This window comes from Pseudomonas sp. St29, from assembly GCF_001547915.1.
Lineage (GTDB): Bacteria > Pseudomonadota > Gammaproteobacteria > Pseudomonadales > Pseudomonadaceae > Aquipseudomonas.
Genome location: NZ_AP014628.1, coordinates 6,667,989 through 6,685,558, shown reverse-complemented (window position 1 = coordinate 6,685,558; position 17,570 = coordinate 6,667,989). Strand labels below are relative to the sequence as shown.

24 protein-coding genes are annotated in these 17,570 nt (G+C 62.8%); 15 read left to right on the top strand and 9 right to left on the bottom strand.

The features are described from left to right. Positions 1–8: 8 nt before the first annotated feature. From pstB to PST29_RS29920, 6 genes are all read left to right on the top strand, one after another. Positions 9–842: a phosphate ABC transporter ATP-binding protein PstB gene (gene pstB, locus PST29_RS29945; protein ID WP_060841763.1), complete on the top strand. Its 834-nt coding sequence runs from the start codon at positions 9–11 to the stop codon at positions 840–842. 104 nt (positions 843–946) lie between these two features. Continuing rightward, positions 947–1,708 carry a phosphate signaling complex protein PhoU gene (phoU, locus tag PST29_RS29940; protein ID WP_016964958.1) on the top strand — a complete coding sequence of 254 codons (762 nt, stop codon included), beginning with the start codon at positions 947–949 and terminating at the stop codon, positions 1,706–1,708. 166 nt (positions 1,709–1,874) lie between these two features. Then, positions 1,875–2,834 (top strand): response regulator, encoded by a 960-nt coding sequence (locus PST29_RS29935; protein ID WP_060841762.1) that lies wholly within the window; start codon positions 1,875–1,877, stop codon positions 2,832–2,834. A gap of 435 nt (positions 2,835–3,269) precedes the next feature. Then, complete coding sequence (locus PST29_RS29930) at positions 3,270–3,605, top strand: type II toxin-antitoxin system RelE/ParE family toxin (RefSeq protein WP_060844987.1); 336 nt, start codon at positions 3,270–3,272, stop codon at positions 3,603–3,605. Next, the gene (locus PST29_RS29925; protein ID WP_060844986.1) at positions 3,598–3,912 is read left to right on the top strand and encodes a helix-turn-helix domain-containing protein; all 315 of its coding nucleotides are present in this window, start codon (positions 3,598–3,600) and stop codon (positions 3,910–3,912) included. Before PST29_RS29930 ends, PST29_RS29925 begins: the two co-directional genes overlap by 8 nt. A 61-nt stretch (positions 3,913–3,973) precedes the next feature. Further along, entirely contained in the window at positions 3,974–4,870 is an 897-nt protein-coding gene (locus tag PST29_RS29920) for a peptidoglycan DD-metalloendopeptidase family protein (RefSeq protein ID WP_060844985.1), read from the top strand. Between the two features lie 48 nt (positions 4,871–4,918). Here PST29_RS29920 and PST29_RS29915 read toward each other — a convergent pair whose 3' ends face one another. The 3 genes from PST29_RS29915 to phoB form a co-directional block, all read right to left on the bottom strand. Next, a complete protein-coding gene (locus PST29_RS29915; protein ID WP_016964953.1) occupies positions 4,919–6,259 on the bottom strand; it encodes a hemolysin family protein in 1,341 nt (446 codons plus the stop codon). 117 nt (positions 6,260–6,376) lie between these two features. Beyond that, complete coding sequence (gene phoR, locus PST29_RS29910) at positions 6,377–7,723, bottom strand: phosphate regulon sensor histidine kinase PhoR (protein WP_442963136.1); 1,347 nt, start codon at positions 7,721–7,723, stop codon at positions 6,377–6,379. A gap of 78 nt (positions 7,724–7,801) precedes the next feature. Further along, positions 7,802–8,491 (bottom strand): phosphate regulon transcriptional regulator PhoB, encoded by a 690-nt coding sequence (gene phoB, locus PST29_RS29905; protein ID WP_003177195.1) that lies wholly within the window; start codon positions 8,489–8,491, stop codon positions 7,802–7,804. A gap of 151 nt (positions 8,492–8,642) precedes the next feature. Here phoB and PST29_RS29900 point away from each other — a divergent pair, with 151 nt between their 5' ends. Continuing rightward, positions 8,643–9,026, top strand: coding sequence for a COG4315 family predicted lipoprotein (locus tag PST29_RS29900; RefSeq protein ID WP_060844984.1), 384 nt, complete (start codon positions 8,643–8,645; stop codon positions 9,024–9,026). A gap of 104 nt (positions 9,027–9,130) precedes the next feature. Here PST29_RS29900 and ubiA read toward each other — a convergent pair whose 3' ends face one another. Together ubiA and PST29_RS29890 are read right to left on the bottom strand one after the other, a co-directional pair. Then, a complete protein-coding gene (gene ubiA / locus PST29_RS29895) occupies positions 9,131–10,021 on the bottom strand; it encodes a 4-hydroxybenzoate octaprenyltransferase (RefSeq protein WP_060841757.1) in 891 nt (296 codons plus the stop codon). After that, positions 10,021–10,584 carry a chorismate--pyruvate lyase family protein gene (locus PST29_RS29890; protein WP_060844983.1) on the bottom strand — a complete coding sequence of 188 codons (564 nt, stop codon included), beginning with the start codon at positions 10,582–10,584 and terminating at the stop codon, positions 10,021–10,023. Before PST29_RS29890 ends, ubiA begins: the two co-directional genes overlap by 1 nt. A 202-nt stretch (positions 10,585–10,786) precedes the next feature. On the opposite strand from PST29_RS29890, the gene PST29_RS29885 reads away from it, so the two are divergent. From PST29_RS29885 to PST29_RS29855, 7 genes are all read left to right on the top strand, one after another. Then, positions 10,787–10,954, top strand: coding sequence for a rubredoxin (locus PST29_RS29885; RefSeq protein WP_025130776.1), 168 nt, complete (start codon positions 10,787–10,789; stop codon positions 10,952–10,954). 42 nt (positions 10,955–10,996) lie between these two features. Continuing rightward, the gene (locus PST29_RS29880; protein WP_060841755.1) at positions 10,997–12,145 is read left to right on the top strand and encodes an NAD(P)/FAD-dependent oxidoreductase; all 1,149 of its coding nucleotides are present in this window, start codon (positions 10,997–10,999) and stop codon (positions 12,143–12,145) included. A 189-nt stretch (positions 12,146–12,334) separates the two neighbouring features. Beyond that, a complete protein-coding gene (locus tag PST29_RS29875) occupies positions 12,335–12,610 on the top strand; it encodes an HU family DNA-binding protein (protein WP_011064269.1) in 276 nt (91 codons plus the stop codon). Between the two features lie 184 nt (positions 12,611–12,794). Further along, entirely contained in the window at positions 12,795–13,289 is a 495-nt protein-coding gene (locus tag PST29_RS29870) for a hypothetical protein (protein ID WP_231978989.1), read from the top strand. Then, the gene (locus PST29_RS29865) at positions 13,277–13,648 is read left to right on the top strand and encodes a hypothetical protein (RefSeq protein ID WP_060844981.1); all 372 of its coding nucleotides are present in this window, start codon (positions 13,277–13,279) and stop codon (positions 13,646–13,648) included. Before PST29_RS29870 ends, PST29_RS29865 begins: the two co-directional genes overlap by 13 nt. A 127-nt stretch (positions 13,649–13,775) precedes the next feature. Next, complete coding sequence (locus PST29_RS29860) at positions 13,776–14,201, top strand: DcrB-related protein (protein WP_060841752.1); 426 nt, start codon at positions 13,776–13,778, stop codon at positions 14,199–14,201. 35 nt (positions 14,202–14,236) lie between these two features. Then, a complete protein-coding gene (locus PST29_RS29855; protein ID WP_060844980.1) occupies positions 14,237–14,497 on the top strand; it encodes a hypothetical protein in 261 nt (86 codons plus the stop codon). A gap of 25 nt (positions 14,498–14,522) precedes the next feature. Here PST29_RS29855 and PST29_RS29850 read toward each other — a convergent pair whose 3' ends face one another. Continuing rightward, positions 14,523–15,149 carry a hypothetical protein gene (locus PST29_RS29850; protein WP_060844979.1) on the bottom strand — a complete coding sequence of 209 codons (627 nt, stop codon included), beginning with the start codon at positions 15,147–15,149 and terminating at the stop codon, positions 14,523–14,525. Between the two features lie 82 nt (positions 15,150–15,231). After that, on the bottom strand, positions 15,232–16,080 hold the full coding sequence (locus tag PST29_RS29845; RefSeq protein WP_108545004.1) for a toxin: 849 nt from the start codon (positions 16,078–16,080) through the stop codon (positions 15,232–15,234). A gap of 27 nt (positions 16,081–16,107) precedes the next feature. On the opposite strand from PST29_RS29845, the gene PST29_RS32195 reads away from it, so the two are divergent. Continuing rightward, on the top strand, positions 16,108–16,245 hold the full coding sequence (locus PST29_RS32195) for a hypothetical protein (RefSeq protein ID WP_162492864.1): 138 nt from the start codon (positions 16,108–16,110) through the stop codon (positions 16,243–16,245). A gap of 18 nt (positions 16,246–16,263) precedes the next feature. On the opposite strand, the gene PST29_RS29840 is transcribed toward PST29_RS32195, so the two are convergent. Then, the gene (locus PST29_RS29840) at positions 16,264–16,869 is read right to left on the bottom strand and encodes an imm11 family protein (protein ID WP_129405884.1); all 606 of its coding nucleotides are present in this window, start codon (positions 16,867–16,869) and stop codon (positions 16,264–16,266) included. 52 nt (positions 16,870–16,921) lie between these two features. After that, positions 16,922–17,566: a hypothetical protein gene (locus PST29_RS29835; RefSeq protein WP_146189190.1), complete on the bottom strand. Its 645-nt coding sequence runs from the start codon at positions 17,564–17,566 to the stop codon at positions 16,922–16,924. Positions 17,567–17,570 lie beyond the last annotated feature (4 nt).

Below are 17,570 nucleotides of genomic sequence, written 5' to 3'. Positions count from 1 at the left end.
GTGAGACCATGCAACACGAAACCCATTCCCATGGCATCAACATGTCCGCCCTGGGCCGCGACAAGCAGAGCCTGAGCCTGGAACAGGAAACCGTGGCCATCGAAGTGCCCGGTCTGAGCCTGTTCTACGGCGAGAAACAAGCGCTGTTCGACGTCAGCATGAACATCCCCAAGCAGCGCGTGACCGCCTTCATCGGCCCGTCCGGCTGCGGCAAGTCGACCCTGCTGCGGACTTTCAACCGCATGAACGACCTGGTGGACGGCTGCCGCGTGGAGGGGGCGATCAACCTCTACGGCAACAACATCTACCGCAAGGGCGAAGACGTGGCCGAGCTGCGTCGCCGGGTCGGCATGGTGTTCCAGAAGCCCAACCCGTTCCCCAAGACCATCTATGAAAACGTGGTCTACGGCTTGCGCATCCAGGGCATCAACAAGAAGCGCGTGCTCGACGAGGCCGTGGAATGGGCGCTCAAGGGCGCGGCGTTGTGGGACGAGGTCAAGGACCGCCTGCATGATTCGGCCCTGGGCCTGTCCGGCGGTCAGCAGCAGCGTCTGGTGATTGCCCGCACCATCGCCGTGGAGCCGGAAGTGCTGCTGCTGGACGAACCCTGCTCGGCCCTGGACCCGATCTCGACCCTGAAGGTCGAGGAGCTGATCTACGAGCTCAAGTCCAAGTTCACCATCGTCATCGTGACCCACAACATGCAGCAGGCGGCGCGGGTTTCCGACTACACCGCGTTCATGTACATGGGCAAACTGGTGGAGTTCGGCGACACCGACACGCTGTTCACCAACCCGGCGAAGAAGCAGACCGAAGACTACATCACCGGGCGTTACGGCTAGAAAGCAGCCGCAAGCTTCAAGCGGCAAGTGAGAGCGGTTCAGGGTAACGACATAGATAGCTTGCAGCTTGTAGCTTGCAGCTCACAGCTTTTGCGGAGCAAACCATGATTTCGAAGGAAGGGTTAACCCATCACATCTCCCAACAGTTCAATGCCGAGCTGGAAGAGGTGCGCAGCCACCTGCTGGCCATGGGCGGGCTGGTGGAGAAGCAAGTCAACGACGCGGTCACCGCGCTGATCGAGGCTGACTCCGGCCTGGCCCAGCAGGTGCGCGAGATCGACGACCAGATCAACCAGATGGAGCGCAACATCGACGAGGAATGCCTGCGTATCCTCGCCCGTCGCCAGCCGGCGGCCTCCGACCTGCGCTTGATCATCAGCATCTCCAAGTCGGTGATCGACCTGGAGCGCATCGGCGACGAAGCCACCAAGATCGCCCGTCGGGCCATCCAGCTGTGCGAAGAGGGCGAGGCCCCGCGCGGCTACGTGGAAGTGCGGCACATCGGCGACCAGGTGCGCAACATGGTGCGCGACGCCCTCGACGCGTTTGCCCGCTTCGACGCCGACCTGGCACTTTCCGTGGCCCAGTACGACAAGATCATCGACCGCGAATACAAGACCGCGTTGCGCGAGCTGGCCACCTACATGATGGAAGACCCGCGCTCTATCTCGCGGGTCCTGAGCATTATCTGGGTGCTGCGCTCGCTGGAGCGGATCGGCGATCACGCGCGCAACATTTCCGAGCTGGTGATTTACCTGGTGCGCGGCACCGATGTACGCCATCTGGGACTCAAGCGCATGAAGGAAGAAGTTGAAGGCACAAGTGGCGAATCCGCTAATGTTCCGGATCAAGCTGACGATAAGTAAGAGTGCCCGAGAAGAGCGCCCGGCCCTTTGGCCGGGCGTTTTTGTTTGGGCCTCTCACATTTGAAAAGCAGCACCCGCGAACGAAAAGTCCCGGCGTGACTGAAGAGTTTTGGCAAAGTGCCATCAGCCAGCGTTATGCTTGCCGGGATTTTTAAAGGGGTGGTCGATGAGTAAGGTAAGTGTGTTGGTGGTGGACGACGCTTCGTTCATTCGTGACCTGGTGAAGAAGTGCCTGCGCAACTACTTCCCTGGCATCAAGATCGAAGACGCGATCAACGGCAAGAAGGCCCAGGCGATGCTCGCCCGCGAAGCCTTCGACCTGGTCCTGTGCGACTGGGAGATGCCGGAAATGTCCGGCCTTGAGCTGCTGACCTGGTGCCGTGGGCAAGAGGCGCTCAAAGCCATGCCCTTCGTCATGGTCACCAGCCGTGGCGACAAGGAAAACGTGGTGCAGGCGATCCAGGCCGGGGTGTCCGGTTATGTGAGCAAGCCTTTCACCAACGAACAGCTGCTGACCAAGGTCAAGCAGGCGCTGAACAAGGTCGGCAAGCTCGACACCTTGATGAACAGCGCTCCGACCAAGATGAACTCGGCTTTCGGCAATGACTCCCTGAGCGCCCTGACCGGTGGCAAGCCGGCGGTGGTGGGGGCGGCTTCGGCTCCGGTCAATCCGTTCGCCAAACCGGCGGCTGCGGCCCCTGCACCGGCCCCTGCAGCCGCAGCGCCGGCGCGCGGCTTGCTCAACAGCCCTCCGGTCAAGGCTCCGGCGCCCGCGACAGCGGCCAGTGGCGGTCGTGGCCAGGGCCAGTTGCGCCTGTCCAGCGGCAATCAGCAGTGCGTGATCAAGGCCCTGAGCATCAAGGAAGCGTTGCTGGTGGTGAAGCGTACCGACAGTCTGCCCCAGGTGCTGGAAAGCGCGGTGCTGGACCTGGAGCAGGGCGACAACGCCGAAGTGGCACGGCTCAATGGCTACCTGCATGCGGTGGTGGCGTTGGAGCCCAAGCCGGACAGCGAGTGGCTGCAACTGACCTTCCGTTTCGTCGACCAGGACGCGCAGAAGCTCGACTACATCTCGCGCCTGATCGCCCGCGGTACCGCGCAGAAGCACTTCGTTCCCGGCGCCTGATCCTCCCAGTCCGCTTCGTAGGAGCTGGCTTGCCAGCGAAAGCGTCCACAAGAGCAACACAAGGCTTGCGGGTCTCTTCGCCGGCAAGCCGGCTCCTACGAGGATCGAAGCTGCGGAAATCTGCGGAAAACACTTTTCCCGTTGCGGATTTTTGCCTTGCGCTGAGACGGCCTGCTGCACCATCCCGCTATCGAGCGAACCACTCGCAACCTAGGCCGTAACCCTCAGGCCGCAAGGCCTTCGCCGTACCCCTCGATACGTTCTGCCGTACGTCCGATTGATTTTTTTGCCCTTGATTTATATCTGTTTGGATATAGATTGCTCATGGCGCTCCGTGTCTTTCAGCGCTTGCGGCCATGCCTTGAAACAACCCGGCGCGGCCGGTCCTGGCCGTGTTGATTAGCCTTGTTCCTGGTCATTAACAGGAGAGGTTCGATGCCCAGGCACAAGGATGTGGTGTTTGTCGGGAGCGCGCTGCGGGATCTCCGGGCGTTCCCCGAAGATGCCCGTCGGGCCGCCGGTTTCCAGCTGGATCTGCTGCAGCAGGGGGAACAGCCCTACGATTGCAGGTCGGTGAAAACCATCGGTCCGGGCGTTTTCGAAATCAGGATCCATGAGGATTCAGGGGCGTTTCGGGTGTTCTATGTGGTCAGGCGACCCGCGGTCATTTATGTGCTGCACGCGGTGCGCAAGACCACCCGCAAGACCGAGGCGCGGGATATCGAGCTGGCTCGTGCCAGATATCAAGAAGCAGGTTCACGCCATGACTGACCAACCGATCAACCAGCGCTTTGCCAGCGTCTGGGACGCCCTTGAAGCCACGCCCCAGGAGGCCGCCAACATGCGCCTGCGGGCCAAGCTGATGCTTGAACTGGGCAAGACCGTGCAAGCCTGGGGGGTATCGCAGAAGGAGGCGGCCAAGCGCCTCAACATCTCCCAGCCACGCCTCAATGACGTGCTCAGCGGCAAGATCAACAAGTTCTCCCTCGATGCCCTGGTCAACCTGTCGGAGGCCGCGCAACTGGGGGTGGATATCCATTTCGACGCGTCGGGCCCGCACCCTCTGGCCCCGGCCTGATTCACACAAGCTCCATATCCGGCTGTTAGCGTGCCTGCATAACCTGCCAAGAGGCTGCCCAATGCTTGTGCGCCTGCTGCTGTTGTGCGGACTGTCCCTGCTGGCCACCTCGCTGGCGGCGATGACCGTCTACAAATCCGTCGACGCCGATGGCGTGGTGTCCTACAGCGATCGGCCTGCGCCGGGCGCCCAGGCGTTCGTGTTTCACGACCGCATGGAAGAGCACCTGGAGCACCAGGTGCGCCTGGATATCCACAAGCACAAGGGGGTGGAGGCGCTGTATGTGCGCAATGACCTGTACGCCCCGGTGCAGATCGAGCTGGGTTTTACCGGGCTGAACAATGTCAGTGGCGCGCCCGGGCAGCCGATTCGCCAGGTGCTGCCGGCCCGCAGCAGGCAGCGTCTGGCGCTGCTCACGGCGACTCGTGCCGACCAGCCCTTGAGCTATGTCCCCAGGTTCCGTTATTCCCTGGGCGACCCGGCAGGCGCCGCCCAGGCCTATCGCTACCCGCTGCCCTGGCGCGGCGGGCCGTTTCGCCTGACCCAGGGGGCCAATGGCCAATACAGCCATTTCGGGCCCAGGAGCCGCTACGCAATGGACATCGCCATGCCGGTGGGCACGCCGATCATTGCTGCGCGTGGCGGGGTGGTGGTCAAGACCGAGAACGCGCAGAACGGGCGGGGCGACAACCCGGCGGGCAACTTCGTCCGGGTGCTGCACGACGACGGCACCATGGGCGTGTACCTGCACCTCAAGCAAGGTTCGGTGAGTGTGCGGGAAGGGCAGCGGGTGGCGGTGGGCAGCCCGCTGGGGTTGTCGGGCAACACCGGCAACAGCAGCGGGCCGCACCTGCATTTCGTGGTGCAGCGCAATACCGGGCTGGGGCTGATGTCGATTCCCTATCAGTTCAACCAGCCGCTGGGGGATCTGCCGAATTTTACCCTGGGCAAGAAATGACCCGCTGCTGTAGGCGTCGGCGTGCTGGCGAACGGGCCGAGGGGCCCGTCAATCCAGCATCAGCACCTTGGCCAGGATGATCTTCGGCCCTTTCATCTTCTTGATGATGATGCGCAGGCCTTCGACTTCCAGCACTTCTTCCTCTTCCGGCACCCGTTTCAGGGTTTCGTACACCAGGCCGGCGAGGGTTTCGGCTTCGATATGGTCCAGGTCGATGCCCAGCAGGCGCTCGACCTTGAACAGCGGGGTGTCACCGCGCACCAGCAGCTTGCCCGGCTGATAGGCGAGGATGCCGCGCTCGGTCTTGCGGTGTTCGTCCTGGATGTCGCCCACCAGCACTTCCAGCACGTCTTCCATGGTCAGGTAGCCGATCACCTTGCCGTCGGCTTCTTCCACCAGGGCGAAGTGCGAACCGCCCTTGCGGAACTGCTCCAGCAACTGCGACAGCGGCATGTGCCGCGACACGCGCTCCAGCGGGCGGGTCAGCTCGGCCAGGTTGAACGACTCGGGAATGTGGTCCAGGGCCGCCAGTTCCAGCAGCAGGTCCTTGATGTGCAGCAGGCCGACGAACTCGTTGCGCTCGCTGTCGTAGACCGGGTAGCGGCTGAACTTGTGGCGGCGGAACAGGGCGAGGATTTCCTTGAGCGGCGCGTTGAATTCGACGCTGATCAGGTCTTCCCGGGAGTTGGCCCAGTCCACCACTTCCAGTTCGCCCATTTCCACGGCCGAGGCCAGCACGCGCATGCCCTGGTCGCTGGGGTCCTGGCCGCGGCTGGAGTGCAGGATCAGCTTGAGTTCTTCACGGCTGTAGTGGTGCTCGTGGTGCGGGCCGGGCTCGCCCTGGCCGGCGATGCGCAGAATGGTGTTGGCGCTGGCGTTGAGCAGGTAGATGGCCGGGTACATCAGCCAGTAGAACAGGTACAGCGGCACCGCGGTCCACAGCGACAGCAGCTCGGGCTTGCGGATCGCCCAGGACTTGGGCGCCAGCTCGCCGACCACGATGTGCAGGTAGGAAATGATGAAGAACGCGGTAAAGAACGACACGCCGCGGATCACTTCCGGGGAGTTGACCCCCACCGCGCCCAGCAGTGGCTCCAGCAGGTGGGCGAAGGCCGGCTCGCCGACCCAGCCCAGGCCCAGGGAGGCCAGGGTGATGCCCAGCTGGCAGGCCGAAAGGTAGGCATCGAGCTGGCTGTGCACGGTGCGCAGGATCTGCCCGCGCCAGCCGTTCTTGTGGGCGATGGCTTCGACCCGGGTCGAGCGCAGCTTGACCATGGCGAACTCTGCGGCAACGAAAAAACCGTTGAGCAGGACCAGGATCAGAGCAAAAAGAATCATGCCGAAGTCGGCGAACAGAGACGCGAGGGTAAAACCAGGGGAAGGGTCCATGATGGAGTTTTGCGGGTTCCGTGTATTCGAAAAAGAAGGAAAGGCGGTGCCTGAAGGGCAGGCACAAGCTACGCAATGTAGCGGCTGACAGGGCGATTGCCTAGGGGCACGCCACGGTCAGCGCTGTTCGGTCAGGCTGGGGGTCGCGGTTTTTTTCACCTGGGCCGGGGCGAAATGACAGGTAAAGGTGCTGCCGTGGCCCAGCACGCTGCTGATTTCCAGGCGCGCGCGGTGGCGCAGCAGCACGTGCTTGACGATGGCCAGGCCCAGGCCGGTGCCGCCGGTGTTGGAGTTGCGGCTCGAGTCCACCCGGTAGAAGCGTTCAGTGAGGCGCGGCAGGTGCTTGTTGTCGATGCCGATCCCCGAATCCTGCACGCTCAGGTGCGCGCCCTGGTCGTCACCCCACCAGCGAATGCGGATATTGCCTTCGGCCGGGGTGTATTTCACCGCGTTGAACACCAGGTTGGAGAAGGCGCTGCGCAGTTCCGCTTCGCTGCCCTTGAGTTGCACCGAGCCATCGGCCTCCAGGGTGATGCGCTGGTTGCGCTCCCCGGACAGCGCCTGGGCATCGCTCTTGATCGATTGCAGCAGCGCGTCGATGGGCACCGGCTGGTTGTCCGACGGGTAGTCGGTGGCTTCCAGCTTGGCCAGCAACAGCAGGTCGTTGAGCAGGGTCTGCATGCGTCCGCCTTGCTGCTGCATCTGCTGCAGGGCGCGGCTCCAGCGCGGGTTCACTTCGTCGACGTTGTCCAGCAGGGTTTCCAGGTAGCCGCAGATCACCGTCAGCGGGGTACGCAGCTCGTGGGACACGTTGGCGATGAAATCCTTGCGCATCTGTTCCAGCTGGTGGATGCGGGTCACGTCGCGCACCAGCATCAGGTGCTCGTTGTTGCCGTAGCGGGTGATGTACAGCTGGATGCGCACCCGGTCGTTGGCCGGAGAAGGGATCTCCAGCGGTTCGGCGTAGTTGTCCTGCTCGAAGTACTCCTTGAAGCGCGGGTGGCGCACCAGGTTGGTCACCGGCTGGCCGCTGTCCTGGGGTGTCTTGAGCCCCAGCAGGGTTTCGGCGGCGCGGTTCCACCATTCCAGGTTGCCGTCGCTGTCGAGCATGATCACCGCGTCTTTCAGTGCCGCAGTGGACTCCTGGACCCGGTCGATCACCGCCTGCAGGCGCCCGCGTACCCGCTGATCGCGGCGTTGCAGGTGATAGATGCTGTCGAAGACTTCGCCCCACAGGCCATAGCCATCGGGCGGCGCTTCATCGGGCTGATGCAGGCGCAGCCATTCGTGCAGGCGCAGCAGCTGCTTGAGGGTCCAGGCCAGGTAGAGCCCCAAGCCGGCGGCCAGGCTCCAACCGTAGTAGCCGCTGATCAGGCCCACCAGCAGGCAGCCGGTGATCAACAGCAACAGGTGGCGAATCAGGGTGCCATGCCAGTTTTGATTCACGTTGAAAAGCAGCTCCATGCTGTAAGCCGCAAGCTGCAAGTTCAGAGGCGGTCGGTCATCAACCTGCCGCTTGTGGCTTATAGCTTGCCGCTGTTGTTAGGCCTTGGTGGAAAAACGATAGCCGGTGCCGCGCACGGTTTGTACCAGATTCTCGTAGGCGTCACCCAGGGCTTTGCGCAGCCGGCGGATGTGCACGTCCACGGTGCGTTCCTCGACGTACACATTGCCGCCCCAGACCTGATCCAGCAGTTGGCCGCGGGTGTAGGCGCGTTCCTGGTGGGTCATGAAGAACTGCAGCAGGCGGTATTCGGTGGGGCCCATTTCCGCCGGCTTGCCGTCGATGGTCACCCGGTGGCTGATGGGGTCCAGCAGCAGGCCGCCGACTTCGATCGGTGCTTCGCCGTCGGTGGGGCCGGCGCGGCGCAGCACGGCCTTGAGGCGCGCCACCAGCTCGCGGGGGGAGAACGGCTTGGTGATGTAGTCGTCGGCGCCGACTTCCAGGCCCTGGATCTTGTTGTCCTCTTCGCCCTTGGCGGTGAGCATGATGATCGGGATGTCGCCGGTCAGTTCGTCGCGCTTGAGGCGTCGCGCCAACTCGATGCCGGAGGTGCCGGGGAGCATCCAGTCCAGCAGGATCAGGTCCGGCTTGCGGTCGACGATGATGGCGTGGGCCTGCTGGGAGTTCTCTGCCTCCATGCAGTCATAGCCGGCCATTTCCAACGCGACGGCGATCATTTCGCGAATCGGCGCTTCGTCGTCAACGATCAGAATGCTTCTGCCAACCATGCTGGAACCTCTTGTCATTTAACTGTCTTGCGCCGCATTAGATAACGGAATTATTGCAGTCGTGTGACAGTATTTCAGGTGGCACAGCGCGGTGCTTGTTCGTCGACTAAGCTTTGAGTCCGATTCCTGACAACCACAAAAGAAGGTTTCCATGACTCTGTTCAAGCAATCGTTGAAAGTCCTGCTGGTAGGCGCTGTCCTGGCCCTGCCGACATTCGCCCTGGCCGCCGACCCGGCGATGAGCAAGGACGGCGTGCTGGTCAATCTCCAGGGCATGACCCTCTACACCTTTGCCAAGGACACCGGTGGCAAGTCCATGTGCAACGACAAATGCGCCGCCAACTGGCCGCCGCTGATGGCCGAAGGCAGCGACAAGGCCATGGGCAAGTGGACGGTGATCAAGCGTGACGACGGCAAGATGCAATGGGCCTATGACGGCAAGCCGCTGTACAGCTTCGTGATGGACAAGAAGGCCGGCGACATGATCGGTGACGGCAAGATGGATGGCGCCTGGAAGGTCGCCAAGTCCGACTGACCTCGGGCCGTTCGCAGCCTGCGGCAGCGGCTACACCGATCTCTGTAGCCGCTGCCGAGCCATGGCGAAGCTGCGAAAAGGCCCGCAGGGCCTTGCCTGACGGTCTAGCGCAACGCGTAATCCAGCACCACGCCGATAAAGATCGCCATGCCCGCCCAGTGGTTGTGCAGGAAGGCCTTGAAGCACTTCATCCGGTCGCGATCCCGGGTGTACCAGAACTCCCAGGCAAAACACCCCGCCGCCACCAGCAGCCCCAGGTGGAACCAGCCCCCCAGGTTAAAGCGCGCCCCGGCCAGCAGCAGGCAGCCCAGTGACAGGCCCTGCAGGGTGAGAATGATCACCCGGTCGGCATCGCCGAACAGGATCGCCGTGGACTTGACCCCGATCTTCAGGTCGTCGTCGCGGTCGGTCATGGCGTAGTAGGTGTCGTAGCCCACGGTCCACAGCAGATTGGCGATGTACAGCAGCCAGGCAGTGGCCGGCAGTTCGCCGTTCTGCGCGGTGAAGGTCATCAGGATGCCCCAGGAGTACGCGGCCCCCAGCACCACCTGCGGGTAATAGGTGTAGCGCTTCATGAAGGGGTAGCAGGCGGCCAGGGCCAGGGCGCCGAACGACAGCCAGACCGTGGTAGCGTTGGTGCACAGCACCAGCAGGAAGGCGGCGCCCATCAGTATCGCGAACAGCGCCAGGGCTTCCTTGGCGCTGACCTTGCCGGTGGCCAGGGGCCGCTGGTCGGTGCGCTTGACCTGGCCGTCGACCTTGCGGTCGGCGAAATCGTTGATGGCGCAGCCACCGGCGCGGGTCAGGACCACGCCGAAGGTGAAGATCAGCACATGGCTCAGGGACGGCTTGCCCTCGGCGGCAATCCACAGGGCCACCAGGGTCGGCCACAGCAGCAGATAGATGCCGATGGGCTTGTCCATGCGCGCCAGTTGCAGGAAGTCCCAGGCCCGCGGGTGCAGGCGATTGAGGGATTTGAGCAGGCTCAGGTACATCAGCAGGCCTCCGGTTGGGCTTGGATGGCGCGCCACAGGCTGGGCAGGAAGACTTCGGCCACCAGCAGGCTCAAGGGGCCGCGATCGAAGCGCGAGCGACGGCCCCAGAGTCCGTCGCTGGCCACCGCGTCGGGCAGCCAGGCCTGTGGATAGCGGCAGACCTCGATGGGACGGCGGGCAAAGGCCTGGTCGCAGAACAGCAGTTCACCCAGGGAGCGGCTGCCCAGCTCATCGATGTTCAGGCCGCCGTCTTCCAGGGCACTGCGGGCGGCGACGCTGCGGGCGAAGACCCAGGCTTCACCGTGGCCCCGCAGGTACACCTCGCGGACCCAGCCGATGCTCTGTTCGGGCAGGTCCAGGGCGACGCATTCGTCGTGGCGCAGGGTTTGCCATTCTTCCACCAGCGGCGTGACGCTGAAGCCGTTTTGCGAAAGGCGGGTCAGGCGCCGGGTCAGCGACCCTTCATCGAACAGCCAGTTGGCCACGGCTGCGCCGGGGAAGGGGGACAGACGGCTTTGCGCCAGCCAGGTGGGGGCCGGAGCGGGGGGCATTGAGTGCGGCACAGTGGGTCAGTATTGGCAGCAAATGAGGCGGCGAGCTTAGCATGACGATCGGCGATTTTGATTGATCCAGGACGTCCGGCGACACGAACCTGCTTGCATCTGCCGGTAGTGATCAGTAAAAAACCCCAGTGCCGAACGCTGATCAGCGTGGCCTTTAGAGTCGATTCATCGACCGAGCCTGAACTCCCGAGGAAATGCAGCAATGAAAAAGTGGCAATGTGTGGTCTGCGGCCTGATCTATAACGAAGCGGAAGGCTGGCCGGACGACGGTATTTTGCCGGGGACCCGTTGGGAAGACGTGCCCGAAGACTGGCTCTGCCCGGACTGCGGCGTGGGCAAGATGGATTTCGAAATGATCGAGATCGCTTGATCGACTTTTGTGGCTTGAACGACCAATGACAAGGAGCAGGGAATGAGCGCACCGGTGGTGATCGTGGGGACAGGCCTGGCGGGTTACAACCTGGCCCGGGAATTTCGCAAGCTCGACGGCCAGACGCCGTTGCTGCTGATCACTGCCGATGATGGCCGTTCCTATTCCAAGCCGATGCTTTCCACCGGCTTCGGCAAGAACAAGGATGCCGACGGCCTGAGCATGGCCGAGCCCGGCGCCATGGCCGAGCAGCTCAAGGCCGAGGTGCGCACCCACACCCGCATCAGCGGCATCGACCCGGGCCACAAGCGCCTGTGGATCGGTGAAGAGGCGGTGACCTATCGCGACCTGATCCTGGCCTGGGGCGCGGAGACCGTGCGCGTACCGGTGCAGGGCGACGCATCCGAGCTGATTTTTCCCATCAATGACCTGGAAGACTACGCACGCTTTCGCAACGCCGCCGCCGGCAAGCGCCGGGTGCTGTTGCTGGGGGCCGGGCTGATTGGCTGCGAGTTCGCCAACGACCTGATCCTCGGCGGCTACAGCGTGGACCTGGTGGCCCCGTGCGAACAGGTGATGCCGACCCTGCTGCACCCGGCCGCCGCCGCGGCGGTCCAGGCCGGGCTGGAAAGCCTCGGCGCGCGCTTCCACCTGGGGCCGGTGCTCAACCGCCTGCAACGCAGCGGTGATGGCCTGGAGGCCCATCTGTCCGATGGCCAGGTGATCGCCTGCGACCTGGTGGTCTCGGCCATTGGCCTGCGCCCGCGCATCGATCTGGCCGCGGCGGCCGGGCTGGTGGTCAATCGCGGCGTGGTGGTGGACCGCGAGCTGAAAACCTCCCACGCCAACATCTACGCCCTGGGCGATTGCGCCGAGGTCGATGGCCTCAACCTGCTGTACGTGATGCCGCTGATGAGCTGTGCCCGGGCGCTGGCGCAGACCCTGGCCGGCACGCCGACGGCAGTCAGCTACGGACCGATGCCGATCACCGTGAAGACCCCGGTCTGTCCACTGGTGGTGTCGCCGCCACCGCGGGGCGCCGAAGGCGTCTGGAGCGTCGAAGGGCAGGGCGCCGACATCAAGGTCCTGTGCCGTGACGCCAGCGGCCGGTTGCTGGGCTACGCCCTGACCGGGGCGGCGGTGATGGAAAAACTGGCCCTGAACAAGGAACTCCCGGCCCTGCTGGCTTAAATACCGGTCGTTCTGTCGGAATAACCGGGATTTTGCCCCTACAAAGGTCGCGCCAAGACTGGCGCCACCTTCAAGCGCGTGCCATCCTCACACCCGTCTGCCGCAGCGTAGAGCCTGCGGCGCCTTGGGCGCTGTTCCCGTGAACAGCACGGACATAACAACAAAAAACCGTCAAAGAGGCTTCACACTATGCGTAAACCAGAACTCGCCGCAGCCATTGCTGAAAAAGCGGACCTGACCAAAGAGCAGGCCAATCGCGTGCTCAACGCCATCCTTGAGGAAATCACCGGGGCTCTGCACCGTAAAGACAGCGTCACCCTGGTCGGTTTTGGTACGTTCCTGCAACGTCACCGTGGCGCCCGTACCGGCAAGAACCCGCAAACCGGCGAGCCGGTAAAGATCAAGGCCAGCAACACCGTGGCATTCAAACCGGGCAAGTCGCTGAAAGACAGCGTCAACCCATAAGCATTGCGCGGGCTCCCACAGCGGGAGCGCGCAGGGGAAAATAGGCACGCCGAGCGCATCGGGTGCCTATTTTTTTTGCCCGCCGCTGGCCCTTGCGCAGCTGTAGTGGCGTGGCTAGGATGCGCGATTGTTCGCTCGCGACCCAAGGCCAAGGATGACCCGCACCCCTGACAAAACCTCAGCATTGGCAGCCGCCCTTCGCTGCCTGGGGCGCTCCGGCGCAGCCGCCATGGCGCTGGGCTCGATCCTCGCCCTGAACCTGCCAGCGGCCTGGGCCGCCGGCGATTCGCGCCTCGGCCAGATCGGCTACCGCGAAGCCCTCAGCTGGTTCCACAGTCAGCAATACGACAGTCGCGGCTCCTGGCTCTGCGGCTACTCCCTGGCCCGCGAGGACTACAGCGTGCCAGCCAAGGCCCCGCGCCTGCTGGTGGAAGTGGACGAGCGCTATCTGTACCTCAAGAGCGGCGGCCAATTGCTGGAACTCACCGGTGGCGCCCAGGGCCCCGAGCGCAGCGAGTACCAGAATGCCGGTGCCCACATCCGCGTGACCCTGAACATCCTCAAGCGCAACAATTTCAGCGAGTACCAGGAGTCCCACGACCGCCAGGTGCTGGCGAAGATCGAGATGAACGACCAGGTCGAAACCCTCACCCTCAAGGGCCAGTCATGCGGTACTTGAGCTCCCTGGGCCTGAGTCTGCTGCTCACCGGCCCCAGCCTGCCGGCCCTGGCCGACGACGCCAACCCGGGCCAGGGCTGCTACGGCCACCTCACCGAAATGGTCAGGAGCAGCGATTTCCCCTACCGCGACTTCACCACCCCGGAGCGCCTCAAGCTGCTGATCGACCGCGATGATGGCGACCAGCTGAGCCTGCAGCTGTTCTACGAAACCTCCGGCAGCGGAATCATCGGCTGGGTCCGCTACGACGTGCCGCAGCAGGCCCTGTGGAATGTCAGCATCGATCCCGAGGAGCCTCAGGCCCTCCGGTTCGACCGGCGTTTTGCCCAGGCCTACGCGTCCTGCCTGAAGGCGCGCTGAGGGCGATCCGGGTGCCCCGCGGGGGCGAAAGCGATTGTTCAGAGTTGCCGACGGGTTCCTTGATTGTTGCCGGTCATTGCTTGAAAATCCGCCGCTGTCCGACCCCTAAGCATGGAACGCCTACCCCTTGTCCTCCTACCGTATTCAAGAAGCCGATCTCGATATTCCTGACGCCTGGCAGGACCAGAGCATCAACATCTTCAAGCTGCCGGCCGTGGGCGGCGCCCAGGAAGCCAGTTTCGTCATCAGCCGCGACCCGAGCCAGGGCGATGCCGCCTTCGCCGATTATGTCGCCGGACAACTGCGCTCCGCCGAACAGCAACTGCCGGGTTTCACCCTGATCAAGCGCTGGGACTTCGACATGCACGGCCACGCATCGGTCCTGCTGGACTACAGCTGGAAACGCGAAGGTCGCGAGCTGATGCTGCGTCAGGTGTTCATCGAGCGTAAGCCGGCGGTGCTGATCACCACCCTGACCACCACGCCGCAAGACCTGGTGCACCACGAGCCGGCGTGGAAACAGGCCATGCAGAGCCTCAAGCCTCAGCCTTAGCGGGCCTGATCCCTTCGCTGAGACACGGGACCCAGATGAAATTCATCGATCTGTTTGTCAACCGCGAAGAGATGTTCTCCATGGGCATCGAAGCACTCAGCGGCCAGCACTACGTCTCCTTCCCGGTCAGCCTCGGCGTGGTCGACTACGAGGAGTACTACGCCATCGATCGCGCGACCTTCGAGCGGTTCGAGCAGGACCTGCCCGCCGCGCTGGCGTTCGTCACCCGCGCCAGACGGCGCGAGCTGGATCGGTTGCTGATCATCCAGCCGGGCAAGAATCGCGGCTCGGCCTGATCTGCCACGGCACTCCGGCAATTGCTCAGCTCAGCGCTGCCAGGAGTTGCTTGTTGAACGACGCTTTCAGTTCCTGGTTGTTGGTGTAGCCCAGGGTCTGCTCGCTCAGAATCTTCGCCAGCGTTGCGTCGTCCGGTTGGATTGCGTTGGTTTTCAAGGCGATAACAATCAGTGGGACCGGATAGGCGTAATACTTTGGCCTCTCGATGACATCGCTCACCAGTGCGGGGCTGACATTGAGGAGGTTGTACAGGATAGGCAGGTGAACATCCTGGAGCCGGCGCAGCATCACCTGGCAGGTATTTTCAATGCCTTGTTCGGTCACGGGCAGCAGTGGGCAGCCGTCTTTTTCGCTGACCGTCGACATGCAGTAGAGCAATTTCGGATTGGCCAGGTTGGACGGGTAGGGCGGGCTTATCCGCTCGATCTCCGCCTGCAGGGCCGGGTGTTCGACGAAGATGATGATTTCGTAGGCGCGGGTGTTGGCCAGGTACTCGAAATGCAAGGTCGCCACGGCGCCCGATTCTTTCTGGGTAATCAGCACTTTGTTCCGGGTGACTTTCACGCCGGGATAAACCGCGAGTTCGCTCTTCAAGAAAAGCTGGAGTGCCTTTTCGAAGTGGCTGCGCAATTGATGGGTGCCTGCTTTCATTTCTTGATGAGTCCTTCAATCATGAAACGGCGCTACGACGACCCGCCCCGACCGTCGTTGAGCCTGATGTACAAACCTCTGCTCACTTGCCGAACGCGGCATTGATCTCTTTGAGGCTATGGCTGTAGTGCTTTTTCTTCGGATGGAAGTAGACCTCTTTCAGGCTCTTGGAGGTCAGCAGTGGGCTCATGTCGCCGTCTTTCAGGTCCCAGAATTGCAGTGAGCTCAGGTGCTCCATTGCCGGGGCGAACGACACCGAGTCGAGCTCGGAAATGAACACCTCCTCAAGGGTCTTGTTGTATGACAGGAATCCGTAGTCCCGTAACTGGCTGCATTTTTCGATGTGCAGGGTCTTCAGGTTCTTGAGCGCGTTGATGGCGCTGATATCGAGCATCTTCGGGCTGTGCTGGATCTGAATCGATGCCAGCTCGTCCAGCGTCTCGAGGCCGGCCAGTCGCTCGATGTTGCCGCCGCTGATTCGCAGTTCCTGCAGCGCGCTGAGCTTCGAGAGAAACCCGCAATCCTGATTCTTCACCGCCACCAGCAGCAGGTGCTTGAGCCGGGGCAGTTCCAGGGGCTCCAGCGCTTCGTCGGCGCCGGTGATGTAGAGCGTCTCCAGGCTGGGCAGTCGCGAGAAGTCGATACGTTCCTTGAGGTAGGGGATCGACAGCAGCTTCAGCTGCGGCAACGCGTACAGCGGGCTCAAATCCACCTGCTTCAGGTCGAGGTCGTCCGACAGGTCCAGCGCTTGCACGCCGCTGTGCCCATTCAGCGCACTCAGGTCCAGCGGCGCACCCTTGGCCGCTTTGGCAGAGCCCATGACCCGGAGGTTGGCGTAGCCCTTCTTGCTGGCGTATTCGATACCTGCGGCGAACTGCTGGGCCGGTATTTCCAGGGCGTTTATGTCCTCGTTGTAGCTGAATTGCTTCATGACTTGCTCCCACATGATCCGGATTTCTTGAAGTGGTTGCCCAACTTCGAGCGGTTCAAGCAGGACCTGCCCGCCGCGCTGGCATTGGTCACCCGCGCCAGAAGGCGCGATCTGGATCGGTTGCTGATCATCCAGCCGGGCAAGAATCGCGGCTCGGCGATCTGATCGGATGCCCCCAGGCGCTCAGGCATTGTTCCGATAAGGCACGAAACGCCGTTCGGCGCTGTACAGCCCCAGTCCCTTGTCACCCTTGAAGCCAGTGTCGATCAAGCGGTCGGCCAGGGTTGCGCTGATCAACAAGTCGCCGGACTCCGGCTCCCGGGCGATCTGGCCCATGCCTGGGGCGCTTTCGAGAAACCAGGTCTTGTTGAAGTAGAGCAGGGTGCCGTCATCGTCGCGCTCCGCTTCGGAGCGCGCGTGGTCGATGGCCTTGACGGCCTGGATGGCGTTGACGATGTAGTACGGCTGGCTGACCTCCTGGTGGTCGGCCACCAGGCGCAAGGGCTGGATCAGCTCGACATCGGCCGGCGCCTGCTGGCGGAGAAAGTCCGCCAGGCGCGCCGACACCAGGGGAATGCCCCCCAGCAGCCACAGGCAATCATGCTCCAGCAGCTTCTTGGCCTTGCACTGGAAAAACACCGGCGGCGTGTCCATTGCCTTTGGATACGGCTGCCCGGCGAGCAGGGCCAGGTAATCGAAACTGGAGCCCGGGGTTTGATAGGCACCGCTCTCGACGTCGTAGGAGCCGATCAACTTCGGGTTGTATTGGATCGGAGGTTTCCAGCTCAAGATCATCATCTGTTCCTACTGGTAATAGACTCCCGGCCAGCCTTGAACCCTGTCAGCTGCCGCGCTGCCAATGCAGGTGCTCACCGATCATGACCGTCGACAGGTTCTGATCCGGGTCATAGCCGAGGTCATAGTCGAGCTGCTTGAACCAACTGGTGGCGAAGGTCGAGGCCCTGGCGACACGCCCGGCTTGCAACTGGTCGACGCGGACGTACCAGTTGTTGGGTGGCGTGACGGACAGGTAGTGGTTCAGGTTGTCGGCGCTAAAGGTCCAGCACAGGGACAGCAGGCGCGACTCCGCCGGTCGTGCTTCATAAATGTGCGCGCTGACGATCAGGGCCTTGCCATCGAACAGATGGCGATAGCGGACGTTTTCACCGTAGGTGGTCACGTCCTTGTCAAAGCGGCTGATGCTCAGGATCAGTTGTCCGTCGGCATCGAAACCATAGGCCTGCAGATTCTTCGATTCACGGCTGGCCTTGCTCAGCGACGCCAGGGGTTTTCCCTCCTTGCTGACGCTGGGTATCAAGCGTTCAAAGGGGATGAGCTCCAGGGTCGGGCCTAGGGAATACTCCCAGCGGACCACGGCTTGCCTGATCGCCTGATAGTGCTGGTGAACTTGCGGCTCATAACGCTTGAACAGCTCGCCGAGGGTGTTGCGCCGGCTTTCAAGCTCCGGGTTGTGCATGACATTCATTGGG